At 57.9% G+C, this 24,889-nt stretch carries 28 protein-coding genes; 7 read left to right on the top strand and 21 right to left on the bottom strand.

Annotation, left to right across the window (positions count from 1 at the left end; genetic code table 11):
• Positions 1 to 388 precede the first annotated feature (388 nt).
• Complete coding sequence (locus NL116_RS12320; RefSeq protein ID WP_007946335.1) at positions 389 to 937, top strand: cupin domain-containing protein; 549 nt, start codon at positions 389 to 391, stop codon at positions 935 to 937.
• Between the two features lie 348 nt (positions 938 to 1,285).
• On the top strand, positions 1,286 to 1,708 hold the full coding sequence (locus tag NL116_RS12325) for a hypothetical protein (protein ID WP_494377396.1): 423 nt from the start codon (positions 1,286 to 1,288) through the stop codon (positions 1,706 to 1,708).
• A gap of 18 nt (positions 1,709 to 1,726) precedes the next feature.
• On the opposite strand, the gene NL116_RS12330 is transcribed toward NL116_RS12325, so the two are convergent.
• The 13 genes from NL116_RS12330 to NL116_RS12390 all read right to left on the bottom strand — a co-directional run bounded on the left by NL116_RS12330 (position 1,727) and on the right by NL116_RS12390 (position 12,885).
• On the bottom strand, positions 1,727 to 2,413 hold the full coding sequence (locus NL116_RS12330) for a DUF4225 domain-containing protein (RefSeq protein WP_494377397.1): 687 nt from the start codon (positions 2,411 to 2,413) through the stop codon (positions 1,727 to 1,729).
• A complete protein-coding gene (locus NL116_RS12335) occupies positions 2,406 to 2,906 on the bottom strand; it encodes an Hcp family type VI secretion system effector (RefSeq protein WP_494377398.1) in 501 nt (166 codons plus the stop codon). The genes NL116_RS12330 and NL116_RS12335 overlap by 8 nt, the downstream gene beginning before the upstream one ends.
• Positions 2,907 to 3,255: 349 nt before the next feature.
• A complete protein-coding gene (locus NL116_RS12340) occupies positions 3,256 to 3,927 on the bottom strand; it encodes a DUF6680 family protein (RefSeq protein ID WP_494377399.1) in 672 nt (223 codons plus the stop codon).
• A gap of 391 nt (positions 3,928 to 4,318) precedes the next feature.
• Complete coding sequence (locus NL116_RS12345; RefSeq protein ID WP_494377400.1) at positions 4,319 to 4,612, bottom strand: fructose-bisphosphate aldolase; 294 nt, start codon at positions 4,610 to 4,612, stop codon at positions 4,319 to 4,321.
• Between the two features lie 590 nt (positions 4,613 to 5,202).
• Complete coding sequence (locus tag NL116_RS12350; protein ID WP_494377401.1) at positions 5,203 to 5,421, bottom strand: PLD nuclease N-terminal domain-containing protein; 219 nt, start codon at positions 5,419 to 5,421, stop codon at positions 5,203 to 5,205.
• A 168-nt stretch (positions 5,422 to 5,589) separates the two neighbouring features.
• Entirely contained in the window at positions 5,590 to 7,005 is a 1,416-nt protein-coding gene (locus NL116_RS12355; protein ID WP_494377402.1) for a purine-cytosine permease family protein, read from the bottom strand.
• Positions 7,006 to 7,326: 321 nt separating this feature from the next.
• Complete coding sequence (argE, locus tag NL116_RS12360) at positions 7,327 to 8,475, bottom strand: acetylornithine deacetylase (RefSeq protein WP_494377403.1); 1,149 nt, start codon at positions 8,473 to 8,475, stop codon at positions 7,327 to 7,329.
• On the bottom strand, positions 8,472 to 9,149 hold the full coding sequence (locus NL116_RS12365) for a DUF1028 domain-containing protein (RefSeq protein ID WP_494377404.1): 678 nt from the start codon (positions 9,147 to 9,149) through the stop codon (positions 8,472 to 8,474). The genes argE and NL116_RS12365 overlap by 4 nt, the downstream gene beginning before the upstream one ends.
• 181 nt (positions 9,150 to 9,330) lie before the next feature.
• Entirely contained in the window at positions 9,331 to 9,747 is a 417-nt protein-coding gene (locus NL116_RS12370; RefSeq protein ID WP_027925290.1) for a RidA family protein, read from the bottom strand.
• 21 nt (positions 9,748 to 9,768) lie between these two features.
• Positions 9,769 to 11,115 carry a flavin-containing monooxygenase gene (locus NL116_RS12375; RefSeq protein WP_494378050.1) on the bottom strand — a complete coding sequence of 449 codons (1,347 nt, stop codon included), beginning with the start codon at positions 11,113 to 11,115 and terminating at the stop codon, positions 9,769 to 9,771.
• 143 nt (positions 11,116 to 11,258) lie between these two features.
• On the bottom strand, positions 11,259 to 11,684 hold the full coding sequence (locus NL116_RS12380; protein ID WP_494377405.1) for a hypothetical protein: 426 nt from the start codon (positions 11,682 to 11,684) through the stop codon (positions 11,259 to 11,261).
• A 122-nt stretch (positions 11,685 to 11,806) separates the two neighbouring features.
• Positions 11,807 to 12,280 carry a copper chaperone PCu(A)C gene (locus tag NL116_RS12385; RefSeq protein WP_494377406.1) on the bottom strand — a complete coding sequence of 158 codons (474 nt, stop codon included), beginning with the start codon at positions 12,278 to 12,280 and terminating at the stop codon, positions 11,807 to 11,809.
• Positions 12,280 to 12,885: an SCO family protein gene (locus tag NL116_RS12390; protein WP_494377407.1), complete on the bottom strand. Its 606-nt coding sequence runs from the start codon at positions 12,883 to 12,885 to the stop codon at positions 12,280 to 12,282. Before NL116_RS12390 ends, NL116_RS12385 begins: the two co-directional genes overlap by 1 nt.
• Positions 12,886 to 13,229: 344 nt before the next feature.
• Between NL116_RS12390 and NL116_RS12395 the strand changes: the two genes are divergently transcribed.
• Positions 13,230 to 14,033, top strand: coding sequence for a hypothetical protein (locus NL116_RS12395; RefSeq protein ID WP_494377408.1), 804 nt, complete (start codon positions 13,230 to 13,232; stop codon positions 14,031 to 14,033).
• Positions 14,034 to 14,071: 38 nt separating this feature from the next.
• Here the strand turns inward: NL116_RS12395 and NL116_RS12400 are convergent, their stop codons facing one another.
• The 3 genes from NL116_RS12400 to NL116_RS12410 all read right to left on the bottom strand — a co-directional run bounded on the left by NL116_RS12400 (position 14,072) and on the right by NL116_RS12410 (position 16,675).
• Positions 14,072 to 14,812, bottom strand: a complete 741-nt coding sequence (locus NL116_RS12400) for a hypothetical protein (RefSeq protein WP_494377409.1) — start codon at positions 14,810 to 14,812, stop codon at positions 14,072 to 14,074.
• Between the two features lie 420 nt (positions 14,813 to 15,232).
• Positions 15,233 to 16,141, bottom strand: a complete 909-nt coding sequence (locus NL116_RS12405) for an alpha/beta fold hydrolase (protein ID WP_494377410.1) — start codon at positions 16,139 to 16,141, stop codon at positions 15,233 to 15,235.
• A 57-nt stretch (positions 16,142 to 16,198) separates the two neighbouring features.
• Entirely contained in the window at positions 16,199 to 16,675 is a 477-nt protein-coding gene (locus tag NL116_RS12410) for a DUF2059 domain-containing protein (protein ID WP_494377411.1), read from the bottom strand.
• Positions 16,676 to 16,846: 171 nt separating this feature from the next.
• Here NL116_RS12410 and NL116_RS12415 point away from each other — a divergent pair, with 171 nt between their 5' ends.
• Positions 16,847 to 17,515, top strand: coding sequence for an ATPase (locus NL116_RS12415; RefSeq protein WP_494377412.1), 669 nt, complete (start codon positions 16,847 to 16,849; stop codon positions 17,513 to 17,515).
• 26 nt (positions 17,516 to 17,541) lie between these two features.
• Here NL116_RS12415 and NL116_RS12420 read toward each other — a convergent pair whose 3' ends face one another.
• Complete coding sequence (locus NL116_RS12420; protein WP_494377413.1) at positions 17,542 to 18,423, bottom strand: serine hydrolase domain-containing protein; 882 nt, start codon at positions 18,421 to 18,423, stop codon at positions 17,542 to 17,544.
• A gap of 126 nt (positions 18,424 to 18,549) precedes the next feature.
• On the opposite strand from NL116_RS12420, the gene NL116_RS12425 reads away from it, so the two are divergent.
• Positions 18,550 to 19,338 (top strand): DeoR/GlpR family DNA-binding transcription regulator, encoded by a 789-nt coding sequence (locus tag NL116_RS12425; RefSeq protein ID WP_494377414.1) that lies wholly within the window; start codon positions 18,550 to 18,552, stop codon positions 19,336 to 19,338.
• A gap of 172 nt (positions 19,339 to 19,510) precedes the next feature.
• Here NL116_RS12425 and yghX read toward each other — a convergent pair whose 3' ends face one another.
• Positions 19,511 to 20,398, bottom strand: coding sequence for a YghX family hydrolase (gene yghX, locus NL116_RS12430; protein ID WP_494377415.1), 888 nt, complete (start codon positions 20,396 to 20,398; stop codon positions 19,511 to 19,513).
• A gap of 104 nt (positions 20,399 to 20,502) precedes the next feature.
• Positions 20,503 to 22,266 carry an L-lactate permease gene (locus NL116_RS12435; protein WP_494377416.1) on the bottom strand — a complete coding sequence of 588 codons (1,764 nt, stop codon included), beginning with the start codon at positions 22,264 to 22,266 and terminating at the stop codon, positions 20,503 to 20,505.
• A 196-nt stretch (positions 22,267 to 22,462) separates the two neighbouring features.
• Here NL116_RS12435 and NL116_RS12440 point away from each other — a divergent pair, with 196 nt between their 5' ends.
• Positions 22,463 to 22,687, top strand: a complete 225-nt coding sequence (locus NL116_RS12440) for a hypothetical protein (protein WP_494377417.1) — start codon at positions 22,463 to 22,465, stop codon at positions 22,685 to 22,687.
• Between the two features lie 43 nt (positions 22,688 to 22,730).
• Here NL116_RS12440 and NL116_RS12445 read toward each other — a convergent pair whose 3' ends face one another.
• Positions 22,731 to 23,582: a CAP domain-containing protein gene (locus NL116_RS12445; RefSeq protein WP_494377418.1), complete on the bottom strand. Its 852-nt coding sequence runs from the start codon at positions 23,580 to 23,582 to the stop codon at positions 22,731 to 22,733.
• A 139-nt stretch (positions 23,583 to 23,721) separates the two neighbouring features.
• Between NL116_RS12445 and NL116_RS12450 the strand changes: the two genes are divergently transcribed.
• Positions 23,722 to 24,342 carry a cell wall hydrolase gene (locus NL116_RS12450; protein ID WP_494377419.1) on the top strand — a complete coding sequence of 207 codons (621 nt, stop codon included), beginning with the start codon at positions 23,722 to 23,724 and terminating at the stop codon, positions 24,340 to 24,342.
• A 27-nt stretch (positions 24,343 to 24,369) separates the two neighbouring features.
• On the opposite strand, the gene NL116_RS12455 is transcribed toward NL116_RS12450, so the two are convergent.
• On the bottom strand, positions 24,370 to 24,864 hold the full coding sequence (locus NL116_RS12455; protein WP_494377420.1) for a PaaI family thioesterase: 495 nt from the start codon (positions 24,862 to 24,864) through the stop codon (positions 24,370 to 24,372).
• Positions 24,865 to 24,889 lie beyond the last annotated feature (25 nt).

Raw genomic sequence — 24,889 nt, forward strand, 5'->3', positions numbered from 1 at the left:
CACAAAACCTGTGGGAGCGGGCTTGCCCGCGATAAGGCCCGATCAGTCGCCATCAATGTCGCCTGACGCACCGCCATCGCGGGCAAGCCCGCTCCCACAAGTGGGATCCAGTCGATCACAGATCTTGTGGTCGCCACAGATCCCCGTGGCAGCGGGCTTGCCCGCGATGAGGCCCTACCAGCCACCATCAACCCCACCCAAACACCCTGTTTACAGGCCCAAACAACCTTTTCACCCACCCATTCATCGAACCTGCTGAGCAACACCACCAAACGTGATTTAATACCCGCCTTTCACATTTCCGGGACAGGGAAGCGGTACTTTCGCGGCCAAAAGTCGCCCGCCATCCACCCCCATAACCCTTAAGTATTCTTCGCATAAGGCTGTCATGGACACGGGCTCACGACTCAAATTAGTACGCGAAAGCTACAAACTGTCCCAGCGCGAGCTGGCCCGGCGTAGCGGCGTCACCAATGCCACCATCTCCCTGATCGAACAAAATCGCGTCAGTCCCTCCGTTAGCTCCCTGAAAAAACTGCTCGAAGGCATTCCCATGTCTTTGGCGGACTTCTTCACCTTCGACCAACCGCCCCGCGAGCACCAATACGTATTCCGCGCCAATGAACAGCCGGATCTTGGGCGTCATGGCCTGCGGTTGCTGCTGATCGGCGCTTCGGTGCCGAGCCGGCAGATGCGGCTTTTGCGCGAGCAATACGCGCCTGGGGCGAGTTCGGGGGAGGAGCCGATAGTGCATTCGGAAGGGGAGGAGTGTGGGCTGGTTACGCGGGGGACGGTTGAGTTGACGGTTGATGGGCAGATCAGCGTGCTGAATGCTGGGGATGGGTATTACTTCCCGACAACCCTGCCGCACAAGTTTCGCAATATTGGCCAGGATGAGGCGGAAATCATCAGCGCCAACACCCCGGCTAACTTCTGATAGCAATTAACTCTGGCAACGTTCAACTTGATTTTGCCCATTGATAAAAGTCCGATCCCTGTTCAGGTTTCGGACTTTTTATTTTTGCGACGCTCTAAAAATTACTCAGCTGAATCTACAAGGCTCCCATTATGGAGATTCTCTAAAGGCTTGGTTTTGGTGAGTTGCGTCTGGACCGTTGGGAAAAGTACGTAAGATCAAAAGAAGTAGCGTGTAGGGCTATTCGGATCGTCGCTCGTTTGGGGCGTTTGTTAAAGTGAGAAATAGCAATGATATGTTTATAATTTGGGGCGCATGCACTGATTGTATCGAAGCTCAAAACTATCAGACTGTCTGAAGGGGGTAATAATGCGGTTGCGGGTTTTCTTTACAGTTTTAATTTCGGATTTGCTAGCTGTGATGCTTTCCATGTTTTATGCTTCATTGGTTGCGTGGTTAATAGAGAGTGTAATCCCTTTAAATGGCATTTATTATTGGTTAGTGTTAGGTGTTCTCTTTGTTTTTTTGTTGTTTGTTAGCTTTTATTACTGTTTTCCCAGCTACGTTGATGTTTCACTTGGGCGTGATTTTAATCCCGGAAGAGATTCTGCTTGGGTAGCGTATTTTGGCGCTTTTATCGGTTCTTTGTTGTGGGCTACCGTTATCGTTCTACAAATGAATAAGGCGTTTTCGCTGCAAGGCGATCTTTCTTTTGTTGCTGGTGTGGCAGTTTTTATGCTGGTTTTTTCCTGCGTATGCATTTATATAATGCAGCTGCGCCGAAAAAAGTGATGTGTTTAATGATGTGTTTTATTTAAAAGCCGTTTCTTCAACTATGTTTTTTATAGTGATTGTATCGATCAATGCTTCAAAGGCCAGTGCCAGCTTTCCCATTTGTCTGTAAGCTCGTTCATAATTGGTAGGGTCTTTCCTGAAAAGCTCAAGCTTGTCAGGTTTGCGCACTAAACTCATTGCGCCGAAAGCTGATAGCCCTAAGTCCACAGAGTAATAGGCAGTGTTTCCGGCCTTCGTGTTTTTGGCTAGATATTGATATGTTTTCCTAACCGGTCCTACTGTGCCGGATGCGTCAGGTCCGTTGTATATATTTCCTGCACTTTCATAAATATTATTAGCGCCATGGGCGATATAGGTTAAGCCACTGGTTAATTTAATGCCTCTTGAATTTCCAAGTGATGAAGCCCCGGTTTGGATCTGCAGTACTCCCGCTAAAATTCCAATGCCATTTTGAGTGTAAAACATCGCTTTGGATGATAATTCGACATACTCGTCTCTGATCTTTTGCAAACCCTGTCGCGCACTGATCAAGCGTTCATCAACCGCCTGGACAATCTCGTTAGCAAAAGATGAAACGATCGAACTAAATTGCAGCTGCAAAAAACTATCGTACAACTGCGCAGCGCTAATAGTGCACCCGAACGTCACAAGATCGGACGCAGCTTTAGTCACGTCGTGGATGTCACAGGATTCCTTACTCATCCTCATTTCCCCAAGTACTGTAAGCACTTGTACCGGCCTGAATGTGCGTCCAGCTAATATCGCGATAACGGATCGATACTAGTTCTTGTGGTTCCGCGTCGTTCATATGAATGGAATGAGGTACTTGGAGACTAACGTGTACGACTTTTGCCCCTGTGAGTCGTATTGAGTAATACTTATCCTGTCCGCCAGCCGGCGAGGTCCGGTAGAAGTTGATTGTGCACTCTACTTCCTCGCGCTCATGCAGTGCACTGGCCAGTAGTGGTGAGGATTTATCAATATTTTTGGTGATCATAATAGGCATGTGATTGCCCCGGCCGCCAGAAACTCCGCCATCACTACCCGTCATCATATTGTGGGAGTAAGCCAAAATCATGACTTCGTCTTCATGGCCAATCTGACATTTGTTGCCTATAGAACTTAGGCCTGAGCAGCCAGCAGAAATCAAACCTTGGCGTTTCCCAGTGATGCTCATATAACCATGACTAGCCATGCGAACGGTTCCTTTTTTTTGCTCTTGGCGATTGGGTACTATATTTCAGTGTTGAATGGATTCTATTCGGAATGTTTTAGCTTGTATTCTGTAATTAAGATTTTCATGAAATACGGATTTTTCTTACAGTAGATAAAGAAATTTGTAGTTGAAAAGTCCTACGCGTGCTGGCGTTTTCTATCGTGTTATACAAGAAACCGAGACTGATTTATCTACGGCTCGGCTATATATGGTGGCGGGCACGTTTTGTAGCTCAAAAATAAACTCCTTTAAGAAGGAGGGTGGGTACTAACACAAATAAAAAAGGTGACGGGGCTATTTTAATAAATAGATCTGTCACCATTGTGTCCTAGGATTGTGCTGCTCCATTCTCTCGATTGTCGGTGCCAGCCGATCGCTGAACTCGAACGTTGAGTTGACCTTGGTCAGAAAGCGTTCTTGTTAATGCTTCCTGTAGCTTTTGCTGAGAAACCAGCAGGTCTTCATTGACCGGGAAATCAGTGATTTTCATGCTGACCGGCTGTTCCCCGGAGAGAACCTTAATCGTCAATTTCCTGAGCAGATACTGATCATTCTCTAGATCAGCATAGCCCTTTGGCATGTAGGCCCCATCGCGAAGCAGTACTCGATCGTAACGAAGGTCAAGATCCGATGCCATTGAGCCTAGCAACCCAACGAACAACGCCTGTTTTTTCTCGACCCACCTTTCGAAATTTGTCTCGTTGTAGGGTGTGTTTAGATGTGCGAGATACTCCTTCCAAGCATCTAAAACGTCATTTTCAGTTTTTGTACGTTGGTTTGATTTGCCGCCGTTGAATGCCAAATCAATCATGTTTAGCGCGCGAACATGTTCCGGTGCCAATGTCACTCCACGCGTAGCCATTAGATTGCGGAAAACCCACATTTTTTCATTACGGGTTTCACCCCTTCTTTCTAAAAATTTCTGGACTTGGACAGCCAAAATTGGCCCCAGTAGCGTCGCTGCGATAGTACCTATACCAAAAACCCAGCCCGCTTCCATACCTAAGCTCCTAACTCAGTTCAGCACGCATACAAAAATGCATGTCGTGTTTAGCGTAGTCGAGATGAGGCTAAGACATGTGCATGTCATAAGACCAAAGCTCTGAAAGCATTTTTCCCCTCCCTCCAACGGGTGGATCTTTTTTGTGCAAGCTTTCATGTGGTGGGCAAGAAAGGCGACAGATCTATTTGAATACATAGATCTGTCGGCTTTGTGTCCTGTAGTAGCAGCCGTAAATCCTGAACGCGCGAATTTCCTGGATCACCACAACGTCCGATTTCACGACTGCTAAGCAGCCGGACGCAGGCTTCGCCTGTTGCCACAAGGTTCGTTACAGCTTAAGTGCACCGTATTCCGCAACAACGCAGGTTTTCTTTCTGCCGAAATGTGGTCATTTACCCTTAGGCATATCAAACCCAAGCTGCTCAATCACCCGAAACACATCGCTCACGTCTTGGATCAGGATCCGGGCGATGTTGGTGACGGTATTGATATCGTTTTCAGCGTAGTCGGGGAGGCTGGTGCAGGCCATGAGGTTGAGGTATTTGAGGACGGCGCTGAGGCGTTCGCTGACGCAGTTGTGGAGTTCGCGCAGTGGGGCGTCGCTGTCGATGAGCAGGACGGGGTAGTCGGTGGCGAGTTGGGACATTGGGGTGAAGCGGCGGGGCGGGTTGTCTGTTTTCATTAGATAAGATTCTTTTTAAGGGAATTAACTGCCACCTTTTTGCTGCGATACAAAATGGGTGGCAACTGTGCGCGGGTTCGCAGACCAGGAAGAATCAAACCCGGCAGACTCGAAAGTCTCCCACGCACAGCCGCCATAAACTGCGACGCAGGCGAAGCTCGCCTGGGTGTCTTATGACGGTGCCGGCTGATTCTATTCTGTAGGGCTGCGAAACCCAATCGCTAACTGCGGTCAGCGACGGGTCGAATATAGGCGTCGATTTTGGTGGCTGCAAACGGGGTTGTAGGACGTAAATGCAGGTTTTGGGTGGATGGTTGAGACTGCGTTTGGTTGAGTCGCTGTCGTGATATCAGAGGTTGTTTAGTGTCAGGTGGACGTTGCTTGCCGAGTTTGCGGCTGCTGCGCAGCCGGACGCAGGCTTCGCCAGCTGCTACAGGGTTTTGGGGTGTTTAAAAGTTTGGTGCACGTTGGGGCCGCTTCGCTGCCCAACGTGAGCAAGCTCCCTCGCCACAGTGGGCGATTTCCTACACGATTTTCGGATGGCCAGAAATGACAAAGCCCCAAATCATCAGGGCTTTTATCGTTTGATGTCATTCCCTCGCCTGCGGCGAATGCGGGTTGTGTTCGGTATCTTTCGGGCCGAACGCTGCCCATGCCAGGACCCCAATCAGCGGCACGAACACGATCACCACGATCCACAAAAGTTTGTTGCTCGATTTGCCTTGGGCTTTTCGAACTCGGTTGATGGCCCATAGCTCGATCAGCAGAAGCACTGCCACGAGTACGATCCAGATTGTTTCGGTTTGCATTGATCACCCTCCTGATAGTCATTCAGTTAGGTGAGCTGCGGTGGGCGGGGTTCATTTAATTTTTGGTTAAGCGGGGTTGCTCGCGATGGTGGTCTGTCAGGCAATTCAGAATTGACTGTCAGGGCCTCATCGCGAGCAAGCTCGCTCCCACAGGGATTGTGGGGATAATTAGAGGGAGGTGGCCAGTTTTCCGGTCGAGAGACGGCGCTTGTACGCGCTGTCACGGTTCGCCAGCCAGTAGTAGAGCGGCGAGGTGATCAGCAGGCCAACCAGCCAGGACAGGTCCGCGCCGTTGACGTGTTCCGAAATCGGCCCGACGTACAGCGGCGTGTTCATGAACGGTATCTGCACGACGATGCCAATCGCATACGCCAACAACGCCTGCGGGTTGTACCGGCCATAGATCCCGCCATCGACTTTGAAGATCGAACCGATGTCGTACTGACCTTTGTGAATCGCATAGAAGTCGATCAGGTTGATCGCGGTCCACGGCACCAGCACCACGAGCAGCACCAGCACCATGTCGACGAAGTGGCCGATGAAGTTGGCCGAGGCGCCGACGGCAGCGAAGCAGCAAGCGGCGAGGACGATGACCGAGAGCACGGCGCGGCTTTTGGCGGTGGGAATCCAGCGATAGGCGAAGGTTTGCACCAGGGTGATCAGCGACAGCACGGCGCCGTAGAGGTTGAGGGCGTTGTGGCTGATGACGCTGAGCAAAAACAGCACGAGCATCAACGGGCCGATGGAGCCGGTGGCGAGTTTGACGGCGTCCATGGTGTCCATGCCGACCGGCGTGGCGAGGACGGCGACGGCGCCGAAGATGAACGAGAGGCTGGAGCCGAGCACGGTGCCCAGGTAGGTGGTCCAGAAGGTGGCGGCGACGGGTACGTTGGTCGGCAGGTAGCGCGAGTAGTCGGACACGTAGGGTGCGAAGGCGATTTGCCAGAGCGCGGCGAGGGACACGGTGGCGAGCCAGCCGGACAGGTTGAAGCTGCCGCGGGTGAGAAAGTCGGCGGTTTGTACGTGAGTGAAGATGTAGCCGAAGCCGAGCACGATGCCGGCGCCGAGCACCCAGGTGCCGATGCGGTTGAGCACGTGGATGAAGCGGTAGCCGATGATGCCGATGATGCCGGAACCGAGGGCGCCGATGACGATGCCGACCGGCACCGGCACGCTGTCGACCACGCCATGCAGAGACTTGCCGGCGAGGACGATGTTGGAGGCGAAGAAGCCGATGTACATGACGCCGGCGATCAGCACCACGAGCAGGGCGCCGAGAGAGCCGAACTGGGCACGGCTCTGGATCATTTGCGGGATGCCCATCTGCGGGCCTTGCGCCGAGTGCAGCGCCATCAGCACGCCGCCGACCAGATGGCCGACGAGAATGGCGACGATGCCCCACACCAGATTGAGGTGGAACATTTGCACGCCGAGGGCGCCGGTGACGATGGGCAGCGGCGCGATGTTGCCGCCAAACCAGAGGGTGAACAGGTCGCGGGTCTTGCCGTGACGATCTTCGGGCGGCACGTAGCCGATGGTGTGTTTCTCGATGAGCGGGACGGAGGTTGTTGCAGCGGTAACCATGACGAACTCCAAGGCAATGTGAGTACGTGGACGTACTTCGGTGAGCGCCGCACGAGGGCAACGCTTTTCTTGTTGGAGTTGATGATGGGCGGTGGGCGGGGAGAGATAAATTAGTAAGATTGTGGGTATAAACGTTAAAAAAAGTATGCCGGTTGGTCGCTGGAAATCCGGGGAGAACAGGGGCTCGTTACGGAAGCGATACTGTGGGGGCTAGCTTGCTCGCGATAGCGGTGTGACAGTCAACAGAGATGTTGAATGCCGGTCCGTCATCGCGAGCAAGCTCGCTCCCACAGGGTTTTTTGGTGTTTGTGAAATTGCGGATCAGCTGATCGATTGCAACATCCGTTGCAGCATCGCATCGCATTCGTTGAGTTGTTGGAGGCTGACGAATTCGTCGGGTTTGTGGCCCTGATCCATGCTGCCTGGGCCGCAGACGACGGTGGGGATGCCAGCGGCGTCGAACAGGCCTCCCTCGGTGCCGAAGGCCACGGTGCCGAATTCCCGGGAACCGGAAAACGCGCCAATCAACTCAGCGGCTTCGCTGTGCGCTTCCGTCGCCAGACCAGGGTACATCGACAGCTCGCTGAAGCGGATCTCACCCTGTTCACTCACGGCACGCATGCGCGGCAACACCTGTTGCTCGGCGTAGGCTTTCAGTTCCTGCGCAACATCGTTGGGATCAAACGAAGGCAGGGCACGGATTTCGAAGTCGAAGCGGCAATCGGCGGGGACGATGTTCAACGCCTTGCCACCCGCAATCACCCCGGTTTGCACCGTGCTGAACGGCGGATCGAAGCGCGAATCGTGAAACTCTGGCGCCTTCAGTCGGCTGCCAATCCGCCCCAGTTCACCGATCAATTCAGCCGCGTATTCAATCGCGTTGACCCCCAGCGGCGCATACGCCGAATGACACGCTTGCCCGTGAACATCACAACGCATTGCCAGTTTGCCTTTGTGCCCGAGCACCGGTTTCAGCTCGGTCGGCTCGCCAATGATGCACAGCATTGGTTTGACCGGACGCTGTTCCAGTTCCGCCAGCAACGAGCGCACGCCCAAGCAGCCGACTTCTTCATCATAAGAAAGCGCGATGTGCACCGGCATTCTCAGTGTGGCGTTCACCAGCGACGGCGCCAGCGCCAGCACGCAGGCGATGTAGCCTTTCATGTCCGCCGTGCCGCGTCCGTAGAGTTTGCCGTCGCGCTCGGTGAGTTCGAACGCCGGCACGGTCCACGGCTGACCATCGACGGGCACCACGTCGGTGTGCCCCGACAGCACGATGCCCGGGATGTCCGCCGGGCCAATCGTGGCGAACAGGTTGGCCTTGCTGCGTTGTTCGTTGTAGACCAGCTCGCACGGCACATCGAAGCCCGCGAGGTAGTCGCGGACAAACTCGATCAGGTGCAGGTTGGATTCTCGGCTGGTGGTGTCGAACGCTACCAGCGCCTGCAACAACTCGCGGCTGTGGCTCATCGGTCGTCTCCGGCGACGCCGTAGCCAGGGGATTTGTCCGGGGCGAGGGCGCGGTCGATGTAGTCCTGAACTTGTGGGCGATACGCGTCCCACAGTTTCTCTAGCTCACCGATAGGGTTTTCCTCGGCCCAGTCGACTCGCAGGTTGATGATCGGCCACGTCAATTCGCCCACGACGATCATCGCTGCCGAATGCACCGGCCCGGCTTCACCACCAGCAGCCATCGCGGCTTTCATGGCGGCAAGCAAGCGGTCGGCCAGTTGGCCTTCGCCGTGTTCGAACGCTTCGACCATCGCCTCGATCACCAAGCGGTCCGCGAGCATGTTGCCGGCCGCCACGCATTGTTCGCCGGACACGGCGTTGTGGTTGCCCAGGGTTTGCGCGCCGCTGAAATGCGCGGTGCGGCCGAGGTGGTCGATGGCGGTGATTTGCCGGTATTGGCTGTAGCCGTTGCGGGTCAGGACTTTGTCCAGCGCCTCGGCCGGTCCGAGGCCTTGCTCCATCAGGGCAAGGGTTTCGGGGCCGAGTGAGGGCAGGGTGATGTTTTGCGTCGAGACCGCGCCGACACCCGGCAGCAACCACGGACAACGGGCGCCGACGGCGATGCTGGAGGAACTGATCGCGATGCCGAACTGACCGGTTTCGGGACAACGGGCGGCGATGGAGAAGGTCATGGTTTTGCTCCTTGGTTAACCCTTGGCTATTGAGGTGTCTGGGCTGGCGCCTTCGCGAGCAGGTCGAATCGTCGCACCGCCGCTCCCACATTCGATGTATGTCGTACACAAATTCTGTGTTCACAGAAGATCAAATGTGGGAGCTGGCTTGCCTGCGATGGCCGCGACTCGGTCTACTTCCTTACTCAGGAATCACCGCAATCACATCAATCTCCATCAACCACTGCGGCTGCCCCAGCGCCGACACCACCAACCCGGTCGAAATCGGAAACACGCCCTTCAGCCACTTGCCCACTTCCTGATAAACCGGCTCGCGATACCGCGGGTCAATCAGGTAAGTCGTGGTTTTGACGATGTGGCTCAGGTCACTGCCAGCCTCTTCCAGCAACTGTTTAACGTTGCGCATCGCTTGCTCGGCCTGGGCTCGCGGGTCGCCCAAACCGACCAGTTTGCCCTCGAAATCAGTCCCGACCTGGCCACGAACATAAACGGTATTCCCGGCCCGCACGGCTTGGCACAAATCGTTGTCCAGGCTCTGGTTCGGGTAGGTTTCCTTGGTGTTGAACATGCGAATACGGGTGTGGGTTGGCGTGGCCATGTGAAGCTCCTGAAAAAGGTCTTAAGCGCTGACAGTGGTTTTGTGGGCGACCGGCACGGCTTCAGCCTGACGCTGCGCCGCATCGTGGTAGTCGAGGTATGAACGCTGGATGGCGATGTGATCGGCCACGTATTTCGCGTCGTGCCACACGCCCCAGATGAACGAAGACCCACGACGCGACTGCCACGGCAGGCCAAGGAAATAAACGCCCGGCTCGCTCGACACACCGCGCTGATGCTGCGGCTTGCCGTTGGCGTCGAAGGCATTGACCTTGAGCCAGCTGTAATCGGTGGCAAAACCGGTGGCCCAGATGATCGAGGTCACGCCGGCCTTGACCAGGTCGAGCTCAAGAATCGGATTCGTCACGCACGCCGGATCAGGGAAGGTAATGCGTGCTTCGGGTTCTTCCGGCAGGTCCAGGCCGTTGCGTTCGATGTAAGCGTCGGCGGCGTTGAGCAGCGCCAGATAATTCTCGTCACCGCGTGCCAGGTTCTCGGCCAGGTTCGGCTGGAACGTCGCCACGCCGCCCTTGAACGATTGGGTCAGGCCGACCAGGGTCATGCCGCGATGGGCAAGGCCACGGAAGTCGACGGTCTTGCCGCCATGGGCACCGCTGACCGCGATGGTCACGTGTTCCCGACCGGGTTTCATCGCCGCCTGATCCCACTCGCCGAGCACGCCCAGCCACCAGCAGAAATCCCGGTTGCGATAAGCGCGAGGCGGGCGGTCGTGGGCGCCGACCGAGAGGTAAACCTGCTTGCCCGAACGCTGCAATTCATCGGCGATCTGCACACCCGATGAACCGGCGCCCACCACCAGCACAGCGCCTTCCGGCAATTGCTCGGGATTACGGTAATCCGCCGAGTGGATCTGAATGAACGGCTGATCTTTGGGTGCGATCGGCGGGATCACCGGTTTCTGGAACGGCCCGGTGGCCGCCACCACACGGTTGGCCTCGATCACGCCGTCGGAGGTTTCAACGGTGAAGCCTGGGCGGCCGACATTGCGTGTGACGCTCAGCACGTCCACGCCGGTGCGCACCGGGGCATTGAATTTCTTTGCGTAGGCTTCGAAGTAGTCGGCAACACGTTCTTTCGGGGCAAAGCCGTCGGGGCTCAGGTCATCGAATTCCATGCCTGGAAAGCGGTCGTGCCATGCCGGACCATTGGCCACCAGGGAATCCCAACGCCCGGTGCGCCAGCGCTCGGCAATCCGGTTGCGCTCCAGTACCAGGTGCGGCACACCCAGTTTGCTCAGGTGTTCACTCATGGCCACGCCAGCCTGACCGGCGCCAACGATCAGCGTGTCTGTTTTTGTTTTTTCTTTGGTCATCTCTTTACCCTTCGAAGTGGGATTCAGGTCGCTAATGGCCTGCCATCTCTTGGGGTCAAGACTAGGGATCACCCTGGTATCGGTAAAATATTATTAAGCTGGCATTTGAGTATAAATAACTGAGGCAGAGCGCCCGGACCCGCCCGGGCCGCGGGTTTGGCGGAACGCGTGCCGGATGACTACTGCGCTTTCCAGTGCCCGCCGCCCGATTCGCAGTCAATCTTCGCCTGGCTCAAGTGTTCGGCACTGTAGTAGTACGTCGTGACCCGGGCATTGTCGGGGATGTTGAGCGAGGTGCTGTTTTTGTCTTTGCTGGTGGAGTGCGGGTTGGCCAACGATTCCTGGGTCAGCGTGGCGATGCACGTGGCCTGGTAGTGGTCGTCGCACTGCTCGACCTTTTTCTTGGTGCTGGTCAGCATGTCTTTGCTTTCGTTGCTGCACGACCAGTCGATGGCATTGACCGGCATGCCCTCGTACTCATAGCAGCTATGGGATTCCACCACCGGCACGGAAGGGCTTTGGGACCGGGTCTGGACGTCACAGCTTTCGGCCATGGCCAGCGCAGGGCTCAGGCAGGCGATCAGAAGCAGAAGTCGGGTGTTCATCGGGATTTCCTCTCCAATGGCGCCTGACTTCGTCGAAGTTTGGCGCGATAGGATTTCGAAAACGCGATGGGCCGCAGGGTTCAATTCGATTTTTAATCCGCTGCCGCCATCAGGCCGGGGCCTTAGTGCATGTTGCTGTGATCCATCGTGCCGAGTGCCCGCGCTTCGGCTTGCACTTCGATGGTTTCCTGCTCGCCCTTGGCGTTTTTCACGGTCAGGGTCAGCGGGACTGTATCGCCTTCTTTCACCTGAGCGGTCAGGTCAATCAGCATCACGTGGTAGCCGTGGGGATCGAAGGCCACAGGCTTGCCGGCCGGCAGCGCGACGGATTCGACCCTGTCCATTTTCATCACATCGTCTTTCATGCTCATTTGGTGAATCTGTACGGTTTTTGCCACCGGCGACTGAACGCTCAGCAGGGTGCTGTCGCTGTCGGCCTGCACGGTCATGAACGCGCCGGTGGACGGTTGGCCGGCAACGGTCGCGCGGACCCAGGCGTCGTGGACTTCGGTTTGCGCCGAGGCCTGGAACGCCAGGCCAATCAGCGACAGGCTCAAGGCCAGTTGTTTGATGCGCTTGAAGCATGTTGCAGTCATTAGCAGACCTCCATGACGGTGAGCAGATCTTCTGCGCACTCTTGGGCGGTAAGGGACGCGGACAGGCCCAGGCGCAAGTTGCCCCGGGAGTCGAAGACGTAACTGGTCGCGGTGTGGGAGAGGGTGTAGCTGTCACCGTTAGGGACTTTTTCAAAGAACACGCCGAACTCCTTGGCGGTGGCGGCGGTTTCTTCCAGCGTGCCGTGCAGCGCTTCGAACGTCGGGTCGAAGGATTTGACGTACTTGTCGAGCATCGGCGGCGTGTCGCGCTCAGGGTCCAGAGTGATGAAAATAACCTGAAGCTTTTCGCCATCGCGGCCCATCAGTTTTTTCGCCTGGGCGGCGCGGGCCAAGGTGGTCGGGCACACGGCCGGGCATTGGGTAAAGCCGAAGAAAATCATCGGCATCATCCCGCGATAGCTGGTCAGCATCCGGGTTTCGCCATCGACGTCCTTGAGCTTGAAGGTGCGGCCCATGATCTTGTCGCTGAGGTCCTTGCCGTACTTGAACGACAGCTTGCTGCTGTCATCACAACCGGCCAGCAGGCCGAGGCTCAACAGGCTCATGCCGCGCAGGACAGTGCGACGGGTATACAACGTACTCATGGGGGAAAATCCTGTGCAGCGACGTGAAATCCTGGGCGGCTGATCAACCAGACGAAAAAAGCGCGTGGATATTAACAAACTGTAGCGGTCCGCTGGGCATTGTCTGACCGGCGCGGGTGACGGGACAGACACACAATCGGCAGAAAACGACAGATCAGACGAACAGGGCGCCCTGCCAGCGGCAATTATCCAACCCATTTCCTGCCGGCTGCTAAGCTTCGACCTTGCAGCGTCCGCGCCTTCCCTGCGGGGCGCTGCAGAGGGTCAAGGAGTACGACTTCAGTATCAATTCCACCTCCAATGAGGTGGCGAGTGATTGTCGATAACCTGCACGGAGGCAGGCAATGGTGATCAAGCACGTTGGCAATTCGAGTGCCGAGGGTGTTCCCGAGCCACTGGATCGTGAAGACATGCAGCGGGTGTTGGCACAACTGTTGGCCAGCCCGGTGTTTGCCAAGTCCAGGCGGATGGGCGACCTGTTGCGCTTCCTGGTCGATCATGACCTTGAATATCCGAACATTGCGCTCACCGAGCACGCTATCGGCCTGGCGGTGTTTCGCCGTGATCCGGCGATTTACTGCACCGGCGACGATCCGGTGGTGCGCGTGCAGGTGGGGCGATTGCGCCGCAAACTCGCGGCGCATTACGCCACCAGCGGTCAGCAGGACCCGGTACACCTGAGTCTTCCGGCCGGGTGTTATCGCCTGGCCTATCAACGACTACGGCCCAAAACAATCGCGACGCGCCACCCGGTGTTGCAGATTCAGCCGTTCACCTGCATCACCCGCGACGGCGACGACTTTGCCCGGGGTTTGTGTGAAGAGCTGAGTTGCAGGTTGTTCGAATCGTTCGAGCACACGCAAAACCGTGGCAGCCACGTTTTGATGAAGGTGCCGCGCAGCAGCGTCAAAACCTCGGACCTGGTGCGGGCCGGGCGCGGTAATTATTCGCTGGAGGGCAGTGTGCGGGTTGAGGCGACGCGGGTCCGGGCCTCGGTGCGCCTGATTGATGTCGCGCAGGGGCGGATTCGCTGGTCAGAGCAGTTTGATCGCAATCGACCTTACGGCATCGCCACGCAGGAAGATCTGGCGGAATCGATCTGCCGTTCATTGACCGGGTATTTCGCCCGGGGCGGCAGTGACGCGTGAGCAGAGGGGCAACCGCAAGGTTGCCCCTGTTGCAGGTTTTACACGACGGTCCAGCTGCCTCCGGAGTAGAGGCGAGCGGCATTGTTGCCGAACGTCAGGTCGATCTCGACGGATTGAGACCGCGAGGTGCTGAACATGGTGCTGGTCTGCACATTCTGTTCGAACCACACCAAAATGGTTTCGACCGGGGTCAGCGCCGTGGAGCCGAGGACCACTGGATTGGAGGCTACGTAGATCGGGGTGCTGACCTGCTTGCCATCGATGCCGGTGGACAATTGGCTGACGCCCGGGTGGATATTGCCGTAATTGTTGATCAGGGTGATCGCCGTGTCAGGGCCGCCGCTCGTCGCCGGCCCCATCAACCCCGAAGTGTCGAGAATTGACTGTTGGCCCAGACCAATAGTGACAATGTTGGTCGAGACTTCCACTTGCACGTTGGCTTGAAATGTATTGGAACCGAACAGCTGATACTGCGGGGTCCAGCTGAAGGTGTTGTTGCTCAGGTATTGAACATAGGACTGCCAGACCACGTTGTAGGCTTCGTTACCGACCTTCTTCGCGAAACATAACTTGTAGCCTGATTGTTTGAGCGTGGTCAGGTCGCCGGCGGCGATCTGGATTTTGACCGACTTTTGAGTGGCCGCCAGCGTCGACGTCAGGACCTTGGCGTAATCAGTGCTTTTCAAGGCCGTTGGCGCGGCCAGCAGCGATTTGACCGCGGCCTGCACGTTGTCATGAAGTGTTTGTTGTTGCTCACTTACCGCAATGGATTTGCTCATGGTTTCCCTATTCCTTGGTGGGTGTGTCGGGCAATTAATGGCTCGTTGGCGCATTGACGGCTTCACTGTAGGCGGGCGCAGCGGAGCGGCGAAGTGTCTTGGCGTTACAGTCGGAGGGCGCATCAATACGTTTCCAGCCCGGCAGGTAACAGCGTGTGTAACGGCGGAGTATCAAACGATGAAACGGGGCGGCCCTTCGACCGCCCCACCGTGCCTTAGTGCGCGGCCGCACTCACCGTTGCGTCAGCAAATGTGAAGTTCCAGCCGTGATGGGGGGATCGGCGGGCAGCCGGGCTGAACGTCCGCCCTGCACACCGGAGGCACTACTCTATTGACCGGCCAGGCCCCGCAGAAGTGACAACATGGACACTAAGGTAACAGCGTGGACATCGTTGGAATCAGCCACGTAACAAGGGCGTATCACGGCGCAATGAAAGCGCGAATCGCTTGAATGGTCGCCGCCGGCGCTTCCTCCATCAGCCAGTGCCCGGCGCCCGGGATCACCACTTCGGTGACGTTGTCCGCCGCGTTGCGCATCACGATCGCTTCATTGGCCCCAAAGGATTTTTCACCGCCGATGGCCAGTACCGGCATGGTCAGCCGGGTCTTCATCGAGGCTTCGTTGTCCACGGCGTCCTGACGAATGCTGCGGAATTGCGCGAAGGCCGCGTGCATCACACCGGGGCGGGCATAAAGCTTGGCGTAATGCTGACGGGTGGCCTCATCGACTTTGCTGCGGTCGCCCGCAAATTCGTTCCAGAAGCGGTCCAGGTAGATGCGCTCACGACCCGCCACCAGACGCTCGGCGTCCGGCCCGCCAAAGTCGAAGTGCCACAGCATCGGCGAGCGGACGATGTCGTTCCAGGGCGGGATGCCGGGCACCGGCGCATCCATCACCACCAGGCGATCGGTCAGTTGCGGATAACGCGAGGCATAGGCGAAGGCGACCATGGTGCCGATGTCATGGCCGATGACCACCGAATGCTCGATCCCCAGCGCGGCCAACACGCCACGGACGTCGCCGGCCTGGGTCTTCTTGTCATAGCCGCTCTCCGGGATCGCCGACAGACCGAGCCCGCGCAAGTCCGGCACCACGACGGTGTGGTCCTTGGCCAGGTCCGCCGCCAAGGGCGCCCACATATCGCCGGTGTCGCCGAAACCATGCAGCATCACCACGGCCGGCCCCTTGCCGCCGACGCGCACATGGATCTTGACGCCTTCGACCGTAATGTCCTGCGTATGAAATGCGGCGGGGAACGGCGTAACCCCGGCCAATGCCGGGAGACTGAGTGCAAGCAATAACGAAGCGGTCAGCAAGGTGCGCAGCATAGTGGTCTCTCCCAGGTACGCGTGGGAAGTGGCGTACCTGAAGCAGCGTAGACCGCTTTACGGCACGCGTTTTTCCATGGTCACCTTCAGCGCCTCCGTCACCAGCGCCACCACAATCGGCTCCGACGTCGAACGCATATCCCCAGCGACGGTGGCTTGCTGGGCTTTGACCTTTTCCACGTATTGCGAGGCCGGACCATCCGCGACGAGCGATGACAGTTCTTCTTCGGAGAACGACTTCTCATAGGCTCGCGCCAGGTTCTCGTCCCATTCCGGCTGGTACTTGGGCAGCAGCGCGGTAATTTCTTCGGACACGATGCGATTGGCGTCGTCAGCCCCCAGTTTCTCGGCAATGACCGACCAGGTCACTGTTCCCTGCGCCGTCGACAGCGCAAGGGCCGGGAGGTTGCTGCCCATGTGCGCTTTGGCCACCAGGGTGCGCGCTTCATTCAGGGCCGGCGTATCGGCAGCGGCTGGATTCGACAGGGTAAACAACACGGTCAACAAGAGGGCAGCAGAAGGTATCCGGCTCACAGGTGGGCTCCATGGGTGACAGGGAAAAAGGGCGTCAGGACAGCGTAGACCAGGTCCATCGCCCAACCATTGGTTTAATCAATAATCACCATCAAGGAATGCAAGTTCTGTTTTTTCGCCATCGGAGGAGGATAGCCACAAACCGAATTCGCCTTTGAAGGAACCTGTGCGATGAAAATGTCTACCTTGCTCGCTTTTATCGCCGTCTTCACCGGCAGCGTCGCCGCCACCGTGCCGGCCTACGCGGCTGATCCGGCTTGCCATTTCGCCCCTGTAGGCGACAGCACAGCCAGTCTGCAACAGGCCCAATCAGTGGGTGTGCTCTACAGCGAAAACACGATCAATACCCTGCAATACCTTGAGCAATACCATGCGGTGGCGGTGAACGGCGCTAAAAACCCCCAGCTGGATCCACGCATTAGCAGCGCGTTCGTCAACAGCTCCGATCCGAAACTTGCGATCAACTGGCTCATGAGCTCGCTGCAAAAACAGTTCGGCTCGGTGACCGTCTACGACAACCTCGACACCTTGGTGCAAGCCCATCCTGACGTGGTGGTGATGCTGGATACCTACAGTCGCCTGGTGTCCAAGCGCAATAATCAGGTCGAAGCGCGTTTCATGGCCAAGTTCTACGATGCAAACCTGCAGTACATCGGCCAGGCCGAAGGCGCACGCGCACAACAAATGCCTTCGGTTTGGGTGCACGGCAAAGCGGCTCCGGAAATTGAGGCGCAAATCGACCGGCAAACCGAATTGCAGGTGACTGCGCTGAAGCAGTTTGATGCTTCGCTGAAGGCGCTGGTGACCTCGGGCAGCGTGGCGCAGGTAGCGAGCAACTGAGGTCGGCGTTTACAGTGGACACGGGATTATCGAATCACCGCGTTCATCAAGCGACTCACGGCCTCTGCCTCGACTGCCCCTTCGGCGCCACCCTCAGCAAACACCGCGCAACTCGCGGTGTTGTCACCTTCACCGCCGCGATAAACCGCGATCACGCTGCCCGGTCCGCCGCCGGTGTGTCCGCTCAAAATCAATCCACCCTCGACCACGCCTTGCATCAGGCCCAGCCCGTAACCCGGCGCCATCCACGGACGCCCGCTGATCGGCCCGCCCAGCGTACGCACCGATCGCATCTCGCGCAGTAACGCCGGCGGCAGGGTCTGGCCGGCCAGTAGACGATCCAGGCAAGCAGCCGCTTGATCCAGCGGACCAACCAGCAGCCCGTGATAAACCCAGCCTGGGTCATACGACTGCGCGGCGCCCATGTTCACGCCCTGCAGATCGGCAGGCGTTTTGGCGAGACGGACACCTGACAAACCGAGGGGTGAAAAAACCAGTCGGTTCAGTGCCTCTTCCAGCATCAAACCGGTCAGGCGCTCGATGAAATTCGCCACATACAGGTAGCCAACGTTCGAATATCGCCAGCCATCACCGGGTGTGTAGCGCAACCGGGTAGCATCGAGCCGGCGCAGTATTTCATCGGCTGACCACGGTGCTTCGTTGCGCGCGACGGCCGCGTGGTACGCCGCCAGCTCTGCATAATCCGCCAGTCCTGCTTCATGCCGCAGCACTTGGCGCAGGGTGAACGGTCCTTCCGGCAGCGTGTCGTCCAAGTCGAACAGGCCATCACGCACCAGTGACAATGCGGCGGCGCTGAGCACGGTCTTGGTGAAACTCCACCAGGGAACCGTCACCGGAGGGTATGAAGGCGTGGGCGTTGAACCGGTTGAGACAAGGGCAAAAAGCATGGGTGAGGGCTGCTCTGGACGAAGGCACCGTGGGAGTTTGCCAGAAACCTTATCCATCACCGCCTCGATTGTGTTTATCCGGCGGCTTGGCTAATCTCGCACAAACACGCAAAAGCAGGCATAAACATGCAAGATCAGCACGCCGTATCCGAGCTACCTTCCGTGCGCCGGCAGAAAATCCTCCTGATTCTTGAGCGAGACGGCAAAGTGATGGCTTCAGAGTTGAGCCAACATTTCTCCGTGTCCGAAGACACCATCCGCCGTGATCTGTCCGAGCTCGCCAGCGCAGGACTGGTGCAACGGGTGCACGGCGGTGCATTGCCGCGACCTAAAGACACCGGCAAGGATTTCTTCACCCGGGTCGGTGAAACCGATGAGGTGAAAACGCGCCTGGCGCAACTCGCCGCGCGCCGGGTGCAGGATGGCCAGATTGTGTTGTTCGATTCAGGGAGCACCACGCTGCAAATCGCGCGGTCGTTGCCTGAGGACATTGCTATCACGGCGATTACCGCGTCGCCGATGATCGCTATCGCCTTGGCCGACTACACAGGCATCAAAGTGATCCTGGCCGGCGGGCAGCTCAATCCCGCGACGATGTCGGCCAGCGGCCATGAAACGCTAAGGCTGATCGAGGGGATCAAGGCCGATTTGTTGTTCACCGGGGTCTGCGCGATTCACCCGGACGTCGGCATCAGTTCGCTGCATTTCGATGAGGTGCCGGTGAAGCAGGCGATGCTCGACAGCGCGTCACACGTGGTGGCGGTGACCATGGCTGACAAACTGGGTGCCGTGGAACCGTTTGTGGTTGCACCGTGCAATCGCCTCCATACGCTGATTACCGAGCAACAGGTGGCGTCGGGCAACGTTGAGGATTACCAGCGGTTGGGTATTGAAGTGATTCAGGTCGATGCCTGAGTTCAGCCATGACCCAGTGCAATCGCGAACGACACAACGATGAAGCAGGCAAAGGCAAAATTCAGGTTCATGTAGGTGTCGTCCGACTTATCCGAGAGGGCGACATCTTGAATAAGCCGGGGACAAATAAAAAATTAGGCTTCGTGATGTAAAAGATCGAAGGAATTGATACCTAAACCAGGTACTTGTGAAACCACGCCAAGGTGCGGTCCCACGCCAGTTTCGCGGCGGCTTCGTCGTATCGGGGCGTCGAGTCGTTATGAAAGCCGTGATTGCAGCCCGGATAAATGCAGGCTTCATAAGTTTTGCCTGCGGCTTTCAACGCGGCTTCATACGCCGGCCATCCTTCGTTGATGCCCTTGTCCAGTTCACCGTAATGCAGCAGCAACGGCGCCTTGATCCTGAGCACGTCTTCAGCCTTTGGCTGGCGACCATAAAAAGGCACGGCCGCCGCCAGTTCCGGATACGCCACGGCCGCCGCATTGGCGACACCGCCGCCATAGCAGAAGCCGGTGATGCCGACTTTGCCAGTGGTCGTGTCGTTTTTCATCAGCCATTCGATGGCGGCGAAGAAGTCATTCATGAGCTTTTCCGGATCGACCTTCGCCTGCAGCTCACGGCCCTTGTCATCGTTGCCGGGATAACCGCCTACTGAACTCAAACCGTCAGGGGCGAGGGCGATGAACCCGGCCTTGGCGACGCGTCGGGCGACGTCTTCGATGTAAGGATTGAGCCCACGGTTTTCATGCACGACCACCACCGCCGGTACTTTTCCGGTGATCCTGGTCGGGCGCACCAGATAGGCGCGCACAGTGCCATGGCCCTTGGGTGATGGGTAGGTGATGTACTCGGGCAGGATGTCCGGGTCGGTGAATTCCACTTGTTCGGCGAGCGCGTAGTCGGGACTCAGGGACGCAAGCAGTGCGCTGGCAGTCAAACCGCCCAAGGCGAACAACGCCGCGCGATCGAGAAACTCGCGGCGGTTAATCTTGCCGTGGACGTAATAGTCATAAAGTTCGAGCAGTTGGGGGGCGAAGTCTTTGGCGGTGAGGCGTTCCATCGAGGCGCTTTCCGTGTATTCGGGATTTGTACCAGTAAAGCAGCGTTTGCCCCACCACCCGGGTCATTCGTCCGGGTTGTGGGGCAAGCGGTGTGTCTTAGGGACTAATGCCCACCCACCACCATATGACTGAACGGCGCCACATACGCCTGCAACGTCACCAACCCGCCGACCATGATCGCCAGCACAATCGAGTGGAAGAACACATACCGCAGAATCTCGCCCTCATGCCCGTACCAGCGCGTGGCTGTGGACGCGACCACAATTGACTGTGCATCGACCATCTTGCCCATGACCCCGCCAGAACTGTTCGCCGCGGCCATGAGCACCGGGCTGATCCCCAGTTGTTCGGACGTCACCCGTTGCAAGCCGCCGAACAACACATTGGAAGCGGTGTCCGAGCCCGTCAACGCCACGCCGAGCCAGCCGAGGAGGGTGCCAAACATCGGATAGAAAATACCGGTTGCGGCAAAGGCCAGGCCCATGGTCGCGTCCAGCCCCGAGTACCGGGTGAGATAACCTAACGCGAGCATCGCCGCGATGGTAATCAGCGAGTAGCGCACCACCCACAACGTTCGCAGGTATTGGCGTGCCAGTTGCGGGATCGAGTAGCCCATCAGCAGCCCGCCGAGAATGGCGGACAGCAAGATGCCGCTGCCGGTGGCGGTGAACCAGGTGAATTTGTAAATCGCCTCTTCGGTTTTCGGTGCCGGCACCACCGGTGGCACCTTCTCGATTTGCTGGTGCAAGGTGGTGAAGGTCAGGGCGGGCGCGAACACCGGGTTGGCTTCGCGCATCGGTTTGCCCTGTGGGTCGAGCTTGACCGATTGGGTTTGCGGGTCAATGGCCGGGCGGGTATCGAAGGTGTTTTTGAAACCCTGGGTGCCCCAGGCGAACACGAAGATTGTGAGGATGATCCACGGCATCCAGGCACGCATCACCGCCGGTTTGGCCTCGGCAGAAAAAGTCGCATTGGCCGTCGGTGCCTGCTCATGTTCGGCGTCGATTTTCGAGTTATCAACGCGCCCGGTCAGGGCGGCCGAGGTGTGCACCGTGGCCGGTTTCCAGACCTTGAGGAAACCGGTAAGGCAGGCCATGGAAATCAGTGCGGCGATCACGTCGACGAGCATCGGCCCGTGGTAGTTGGACACCAGGAATTGCGGCACGGCGAAGCTGACGCCAGCCACGAGGATCGCCGGCCAGATCTCCAGCATCTTGCGCCACCCGGCGAAGGCCCAGATCAACCAGAACGGTACGAGCACCGAGAAGAATGGCAGTTGGCGACCGACCATCATCGACAGTTCCATTTCGTCCAGCCCGGTCACCTTGGCCAAGGTAATGATCGGTGTGCCCAGTGCGCCAAACGCAACCGGCGCGGTGTTAGCGATCAACGCCAGGCCAGACGCGGCCAGCGGCGAGAAGCCCAAACCGATCAGAATCGCACCGGTCACCGCCACGGGCGTGCCGAACCCGGCTGCGCCTTCAAAAAAAGCACCGAAGCAGAAGGCGATCAGCAGCAATTGCAGACGTCGGTCGTCGGTGATGCGCGCCAGGGAGTCCTGCAGCACCTTGAACGAGCCGTTCTCGGTGGTCAGTCGGTGCAGGAAGATGATGTTGAGCACAATCCAGCCAATCGGCAGCAAACCGTTCGCCGCGCCGAATAACGCCGCTGAGCCCGCCATATTGGCCGGCATGCCGAAAGCAAAAATCGCAATCAGCAACGCAGACGCCAGCGCGAGCAGCGCCGCCATGTGTGCCTTGATGTGGAAAAACGCGAGGGAGGCCAGCATCACCACTACCGGCACGGCGGCCATGAGCGTTGAGATGACCGGGTTACCGAAGGGGTCGTAGATTTGCTGCCAGACCATGTTCCACCTCTGCTTGTTATTGTGGGTAGCGCAGGCCCCGGGCGGGGTTGGTGAAATGCAGTATAGGTGGCATTACGCCGCTGTCTTGGGAGGTTCGCGTTGAAACGGGCCATGGCCGGCGATGATCACGGGCGAACGTCTACTACGCTCAGAAAGAGGCCTGACTCGATCCATCCACCACGCGGGGGAGACAGCGATGACTGAACGACATGAGGAACACAAGGAAACGCTTACCAACGGATGCTCGATCAAGGTTACGGCCGAAATCCTGAAAGATGGCTCCCTGAAAATGTTCATCGGGGTGTACCGGCCGGACGGCTCGGTAATAGTGGAGGACCACCATCCGTCCCCGCATCTTCTGGACTTCGATGACGCAATGGCCTGGGCCATCGTAAAAGCCCAAACCGTCGGCAACCGTTAGCAAACGTTGAAAGAGCGGCGCATCGCCGCTCTGATCATCGCCCTTATTGCGTACCGAACATGGCTGTCCAGTAGATACCCGCATCGCTTTTCGGATCGTTTGCGTAAGCTGCGCCGAGCTCTCGGAACTGTGGATTCATCAAGTTGGCGCAATGACCAGGGCTGGCCAGCCAGCCATCGACCACCTTGCGCACGGTGTCTTGCCCGGCGGCAATGTTCTCGCCGATCTGCTGAAAGTTGTAACCCGCCAGTTCCGCGCGATCCCCGGGCGTACGGCCGTCGCGATCCTTGTGATCAAAATAGTTGTTGTTGGCCATGGCCCGCGAGTTGGTTTCAGCGGCGGACGCGAGGGTGGCGTTCCAGGTCAGCGGCGTGGTGGCGGCAAATGGCTGGCTGCCGCACTGACGGGGTTTACTGCGCGCGGCGTTGAGCTCGACCAAGAGCTTCTGGCCTTCGGCAGCGGCATCACCCAAGCGTGCGGTCAACAGCGGGCGGGCCAGCACGATGCGCCAGTCGTTACCTTGGCGGCTGACGCCGATGTCGACGAATTTCAGGTTCAGCACCACCTGGCAAAAGCTTTCCTGTACCGCCATCATCGCCGCTTGCGCGTCACGCGGGCCGGTCAGGGATATCGCTTGCACATGGAGCATCGGATACGACGCACGCACCATGGCCTGCTGCAAGTCGACCTGTCCGCTGGCCGGCAGAATCAGGCGCGGATCGCTGGTCAACGGTGGCAACTCCGGCGAGACCTGACCGGCACAACTCTGCGGCAGGCTGCGAAAAGCGTTGATCGAATCGACCAGTTGCGTTTCATCGGACGCCATCGCCGATGCGGCAAGCACCAGACCCAACGACAACCCCGACAAGCGCATAGCGGATGAAAAGACGTGCATGGAAACCCCCTTGGACGGACTGCGCCCATGATGCGCGAATTCCCCCCGTACAAGGCAACGGGTTTTTGCAGTTTGTTGGTCCGTAGTTGAGATGATTTGGCTACTACACTTAACCGACACCTTTCAGAGTGTTTGCATTATGCCCGCTAAATGCATCGCCGCGTTTCTCGCTCTTTGTCTACTTGCCGCCCCGTCCATGGCGGACGATCTACAACAAAAAAAGGAGGTCGCAGAGAACAAGGCGCAGGTGCTTGAACAGAAGGCTGCCGAGAAGAGCAGCGATGTACCGGTGCCCAAATCCGAGGCCATCACCCAGTCCGAAGTCCAGGCCGTCGACCCGGCCGGCACGGCTCCGCTCGACGACGCGATTACCTGCATGGCGCGTTCTATTTACTGGGAAGCCAAAGGCAAGGACACGGCCGACATGGAAGCGGTGGCCAATGTGGTGATGAACCGCCTCGGCCACGAGGGTTTTCCCGATACGGTGTGCAAAGTGGTCAAGCAAGGTTCCGAAACCAAGAGTTGTCAGTTCTCCTGGTGGTGCGACGGGAAATCGGACTCGGTTCAGGAAGAAACCCAATATGCGCTGGCCAAGGAAATCGCGCGCAAGGCGCTAAACAAGCAGCTGCCGGATCGCACCGGCGGCGCGATGTATTTCCACGACAAAACGGTGAAACCGGTCTGGGCCAAGGAGTACATCAAAACGGCAAGCATCGGCTTGTTCGTGTTCTACAAGCCCCATGACGGGTCGGCGAAGTAGCTCGGCCGACCCTGAGGTTCACAACACTTAAACCTCACGACCTTGCGCTGCGGCGGCCAGTTGCCCGGTATCGACCCGGACAAACACTGAGTCGCCCACCGCCGTGAGCACGCCGTCGGCATAGACCTCGCAGATGACGCGGCTCTTGCGCCCGACCGCGCCCTCAACCTTGGCGCGCAAGGTCAACGCAACGCCCATCGGTGTCGGTTTGATGAACTTGATGCCCAGGGTGCCGGTGACGCAGTCGATGCGCGGCAGGGAGCCCGGCTCGCGGTGTTCGGCCCGGTAGTGATACGCCATGGCCGTCCAGTTCGAATGGCAGTCCACCAACATCGCGATCAAGCCGCCGTACACCAGATCCGGCCAGCCGCAATACTTGGCATCAGGCAAGTGCTCGGCGAAGACGTGCACGCCGTCCTCGTGCCAGTGGCTCTTGACGTGCAACCCGTGAGGGTTGCGGCTGCCGCAGCCGTAGCACACGCCATCCGGTGCGGCGCGGTCCTGCAGGGGTATATCGAGCATGCTGATTCCTTGTTGTGCTTTGAAG

It is taken from the genome of Pseudomonas sp. FBCC-B1667 (assembly GCF_059133255.1).

Coding starts and splice junctions, on each gene's coding strand:
- NL116_RS12320 (WP_007946335.1), top strand. CDS start 389: ATGGACACGGGCTCACGACTCAAATTAGTACGCGAAAGCTACAAACTG.
- NL116_RS12325 (WP_494377396.1), top strand. CDS start 1,286: ATGCGGTTGCGGGTTTTCTTTACAGTTTTAATTTCGGATTTGCTAGCT.
- NL116_RS12330 (WP_494377397.1), bottom strand. CDS start 2,413: ATGAGTAAGGAATCCTGTGACATCCACGACGTGACTAAAGCTGCGTCC.
- NL116_RS12335 (WP_494377398.1), bottom strand. CDS start 2,906: ATGGCTAGTCATGGTTATATGAGCATCACTGGGAAACGCCAAGGTTTG.
- NL116_RS12340 (WP_494377399.1), bottom strand. CDS start 3,927: ATGGAAGCGGGCTGGGTTTTTGGTATAGGTACTATCGCAGCGACGCTA.
- NL116_RS12345 (WP_494377400.1), bottom strand. CDS start 4,612: ATGAAAACAGACAACCCGCCCCGCCGCTTCACCCCAATGTCCCAACTC.
- NL116_RS12350 (WP_494377401.1), bottom strand. CDS start 5,421: ATGCAAACCGAAACAATCTGGATCGTACTCGTGGCAGTGCTTCTGCTG.
- NL116_RS12355 (WP_494377402.1), bottom strand. CDS start 7,005: ATGGTTACCGCTGCAACAACCTCCGTCCCGCTCATCGAGAAACACACC.
- argE (WP_494377403.1), bottom strand. CDS start 8,475: ATGAGCCACAGCCGCGAGTTGTTGCAGGCGCTGGTAGCGTTCGACACC.
- NL116_RS12365 (WP_494377404.1), bottom strand. CDS start 9,149: ATGACCTTCTCCATCGCCGCCCGTTGTCCCGAAACCGGTCAGTTCGGC.
- NL116_RS12370 (WP_027925290.1), bottom strand. CDS start 9,747: ATGGCCACGCCAACCCACACCCGTATTCGCATGTTCAACACCAAGGAA.
- NL116_RS12380 (WP_494377405.1), bottom strand. CDS start 11,684: ATGAACACCCGACTTCTGCTTCTGATCGCCTGCCTGAGCCCTGCGCTG.
- NL116_RS12385 (WP_494377406.1), bottom strand. CDS start 12,280: ATGACTGCAACATGCTTCAAGCGCATCAAACAACTGGCCTTGAGCCTG.
- NL116_RS12390 (WP_494377407.1), bottom strand. CDS start 12,885: ATGAGTACGTTGTATACCCGTCGCACTGTCCTGCGCGGCATGAGCCTG.
- NL116_RS12395 (WP_494377408.1), top strand. CDS start 13,230: ATGGTGATCAAGCACGTTGGCAATTCGAGTGCCGAGGGTGTTCCCGAG.
- NL116_RS12400 (WP_494377409.1), bottom strand. CDS start 14,812: ATGAGCAAATCCATTGCGGTAAGTGAGCAACAACAAACACTTCATGAC.
- NL116_RS12405 (WP_494377410.1), bottom strand. CDS start 16,141: ATGCTGCGCACCTTGCTGACCGCTTCGTTATTGCTTGCACTCAGTCTC.
- NL116_RS12415 (WP_494377412.1), top strand. CDS start 16,847: ATGAAAATGTCTACCTTGCTCGCTTTTATCGCCGTCTTCACCGGCAGC.
- NL116_RS12420 (WP_494377413.1), bottom strand. CDS start 18,423: ATGCTTTTTGCCCTTGTCTCAACCGGTTCAACGCCCACGCCTTCATAC.
- NL116_RS12425 (WP_494377414.1), top strand. CDS start 18,550: ATGCAAGATCAGCACGCCGTATCCGAGCTACCTTCCGTGCGCCGGCAG.
- yghX (WP_494377415.1), bottom strand. CDS start 20,398: ATGGAACGCCTCACCGCCAAAGACTTCGCCCCCCAACTGCTCGAACTT.
- NL116_RS12435 (WP_494377416.1), bottom strand. CDS start 22,266: ATGGTCTGGCAGCAAATCTACGACCCCTTCGGTAACCCGGTCATCTCA.
- NL116_RS12440 (WP_494377417.1), top strand. CDS start 22,463: ATGACTGAACGACATGAGGAACACAAGGAAACGCTTACCAACGGATGC.
- NL116_RS12445 (WP_494377418.1), bottom strand. CDS start 23,582: ATGCACGTCTTTTCATCCGCTATGCGCTTGTCGGGGTTGTCGTTGGGT.
- NL116_RS12450 (WP_494377419.1), top strand. CDS start 23,722: ATGCCCGCTAAATGCATCGCCGCGTTTCTCGCTCTTTGTCTACTTGCC.
- NL116_RS12455 (WP_494377420.1), bottom strand. CDS start 24,864: ATGCTCGATATACCCCTGCAGGACCGCGCCGCACCGGATGGCGTGTGC.